Genomic DNA, 2,730 nt, shown 5'->3' with positions numbered 1-2,730 from the left:
GTGGCAGCCATGGGGCGCCAGGGAAGTGGGGCGGGGGGAGCCGCGAGCGGGGCGAAGCGGCCGCGGCGGACGCGGCGGGCCGTGCTGTTCGGTGGGCTCGGGCTGTTCACGGTGGCGGCCGTGGTCGGCCGGGACGAGCTGGCCCGGACGTGGTGGCTGCTGCCGGGGGTGTCCGTGCCGCGCAAGGAGGGTGAGCTGGACCACGCGGGCGCGAGCTGGACGGCGGCCTCCCCGGCGAACTGGCGGATGGCCGACCGCCCGCACGACTACCGGGTGGACCGGATCGTGGTCCATGTCACCCAGGGCGGCTTCCAGTCCTCGGTGGAGGCCTTCCGCGACCCGTGGCACCGGGCCTCGGCGCACTACATCGTGCGCCAGGACGGCCACATAGAGCAGATGGTGCGCGAGCTCGACGTGGCCTTCCACGCGGCGAACCGGAAGATGAACGAGCGCAGCATCGGCATCGAGCACGTCGGCTACGTCGAGCGCCCGCAGGACTTCACGGACGCGATGTACGCGGCCTCGGCGCGGCTGGCCGCCGACATCTGCCGCCGCCACCGCATACCCGTGGACCGTACGCACCTGCTGGGGCACTCGGAGGTGCCGGGCGCCGACCACACCGATCCGGGGCCGCACTGGGACTGGGACCGGTATCTGCGCCTGGTGCGCGAGGTGCTGGCCGCGCCGCCGGCGGCCGCCGGCGCTGCGGCGGCCGCTCCCCCGGCCTAGGCTGATCGTGTGCTCCGCGGTGGGCGCGCGGGAGGTGGGCGATGACCGGGTTCGCAGCGGTGGCGGTAGGCGTCGGGGCGCTCCTGGTGGGCTTCGCGGCCCCGTACGGCAACGGCATCGAGGACGCGAGCGCCCGGGAGATCATCGACCGGGGGCGGCAGGAGCTGCACGACGCCCGGTCGGTGCACATGGTCGCCAAGGTGGCCGACCCCGCCGGGACCACCACCTTGGACCTCCGGTTCGACGTGGAGGGCAACTGCACCGGCAGCGTGGCCCTGCCGCGGGACGCGGGCCGGGCGGACATCGTCAAGCGGGGCGAGGAGGTCTGGCTGAAGCCGGACGACGCGTTCTTGAGGTCGCAGGCACCCGGCGGCAGCGGGGACGACGCGGTCGCGCTGATCGACGGCCGCTGGATCCACGGCAGCGCCGGGAACGCCGTGCTGCGCGAGTTCCGGGACCTGTGCGACCTGTCGGCCTTCCAGCGCACCTACGCCTCGCGGCCGGCCGGTGGGGAGCGCGTGGCCAAGGGCCGGCCGGCCGAGGTGGCGGGCACGCCGGCGATCACCGCGACCAGTGCGTCCGGGGCCGACCGGAGCACGTACTACGTCGCCACGGAGGGCGAGCCGCGGCTGCTGCGGGTCGAGGGCACGCAGGACGGTCAGCGGGGCAGCGCCGACTTCTCCGACTACGACGTGCCGGTGCCGGCCGCCACCCCGGCGGCGTCGGAGTCGGTGGACCTGTCCACCCTCCGGTAGCGGCGGGCCGACGGCGGCGCCCCGGGGCTCCCGCCGCGGGCCTCAGACCAGGCCCGCCGTACGGGCCCGGGCCACGGCCGGCCCGATCGCGGTGGCCAGGGCGGCGACGTCCTCCTTGGTGGAGGTGTGGCCGAGGGAGAAGCGGAGGGTGCCGCGGGCCAGGTCGGGGTCGGTGCCCGTGGCCAGGACGACATGGCTGGGCTGGGCCACGCCCGCGGTGCAGGCGGAGCCGGTGGAGCACTCGATGCCCTGGGCGTCCAGCAGCAGGAGCAGGGAGTCGCCCTCGCAACCGGGGAAGCTGAAGTGCGCGTTGGCCGGGAGGCGGTCCACCGGGTCGCCGCCCAGGACGGCGTCGGGGACGGCCGCCAGGACGGCGGTGATCAGCTCGTCGCGCAGTGCGCCGACCTCGCGGGCGAAGGCCTCGCGCCGCTCGGCGGCGAGGACGGCGGCCACGGCGAAGGCGGCGATCGCCGGCACGTCGAGGGTGCCGGAGCGGACGTGACGTTCCTGCCCGCCGCCGTGCAGGACGGGGACGGGGCTCTGGTCCCGGCCCAGGAGCAGGGCACCGATGCCGTAGGGGCCGCCGATCTTGTGGCCGCTGACGGTCATGGCGGCGAGGCCGGAGGCGGCGAAGTCCACGTCGAGCTGGCCCACGGCCTGGACCGCGTCGGAGTGCAGGGGGACGTCGAACTCGCGGGCCACGCGGGCGAGTTCGGGGATCGGCAGGATGGTGCCGATCTCGTTGTTGGCCCACATGACGGTCGCCAGCGCGACATCGTCCGGGTTGCGGGCGAGGGCTTCGCGGAAGGCGTCGGGGTGCACCCGGCCGTACCGGTCGACGGGGAGGTACTCGACCCGGGCGCCCTCGTGCTCGCCCAGCCAGTGGACGGCGTCGAGGACGGCGTGGTGCTCGACGGGGCTGGCCAGGATGCGGGTGCGGGCCGGGTCGGCGTCGCGGCGGGCCCAGTACAGGCCCTTGACGGCGAGGTTGTCGGCCTCGGTGCCGCCGGCGGTGAACACCACCTCGCTCGGCCGGGCCCCGAGCGCCTCGGCGAAGGCCTCGCGGGCCTCCTCGACGGTACGGCGGGCACGGCGGCCGGCTGCGTGGAGGGAGGACGCGTTCCCCGCGACGGCGAACTGCGCGGTCATCGCCGCAGCGGCCTCCGGGAGCATCGGGGTGGTGGCGGCGTGGTCGAGGTAGGCCATGGTGCCCCCGATTCTAGGGGTCCCCCCTCCCCCGGTCTGC

The 2,730-nt window shown here is 75.7% G+C and carries 3 protein-coding genes; 2 read left to right on the top strand and 1 reads right to left on the bottom strand.

Going from position 1 to position 2,730, the window contains the following annotated elements:
* The first annotated feature begins 9 nt into the window (after nt 1-9).
* Together EF918_RS34435 and EF918_RS34430 are read left to right on the top strand one after the other, a co-directional pair.
* Entirely contained in the window at nt 10-729 is a 720-nt protein-coding gene (locus EF918_RS34435) for an N-acetylmuramoyl-L-alanine amidase (protein WP_125652800.1), read from the top strand.
* A gap of 41 nt (nt 730-770) precedes the next feature.
* The gene (locus tag EF918_RS34430; RefSeq protein WP_125652799.1) at nt 771-1,484 is read left to right on the top strand and encodes a hypothetical protein; all 714 of its coding nucleotides are present in this window, start codon (nt 771-773) and stop codon (nt 1,482-1,484) included.
* A gap of 42 nt (nt 1,485-1,526) precedes the next feature.
* Here the strand turns inward: EF918_RS34430 and EF918_RS34425 are convergent, their stop codons facing one another.
* Complete coding sequence (locus EF918_RS34425; RefSeq protein WP_125652798.1) at nt 1,527-2,690, bottom strand: cysteine desulfurase family protein; 1,164 nt, start codon at nt 2,688-2,690, stop codon at nt 1,527-1,529.
* Nucleotides 2,691-2,730: the final 40 nt, after the last annotated feature.

The sequence above is a fragment of the Streptomyces sp. WAC06614 genome, from assembly GCF_003949795.1.
Classification (GTDB): domain Bacteria; phylum Actinomycetota; class Actinomycetes; order Streptomycetales; family Streptomycetaceae; genus Streptomyces.
Note: the sequence above shows the minus strand (reverse complement) of the source record. Positions and strands in the feature narration are given on the sequence as shown.

Bases quoted from the DNA above. Each gene is read 5' to 3' on its own strand.
- EF918_RS34425 (WP_125652798.1), bottom strand. From the start codon at position 2,690: ATGGCCTACCTCGACCACGCCGCCACCACCCCGATGCTCCCGGAGGCC.
- EF918_RS34430 (WP_125652799.1), top strand. From the start codon at position 771: ATGACCGGGTTCGCAGCGGTGGCGGTAGGCGTCGGGGCGCTCCTGGTG.
- EF918_RS34435 (WP_125652800.1), top strand. From the start codon at position 10: ATGGGGCGCCAGGGAAGTGGGGCGGGGGGAGCCGCGAGCGGGGCGAAG.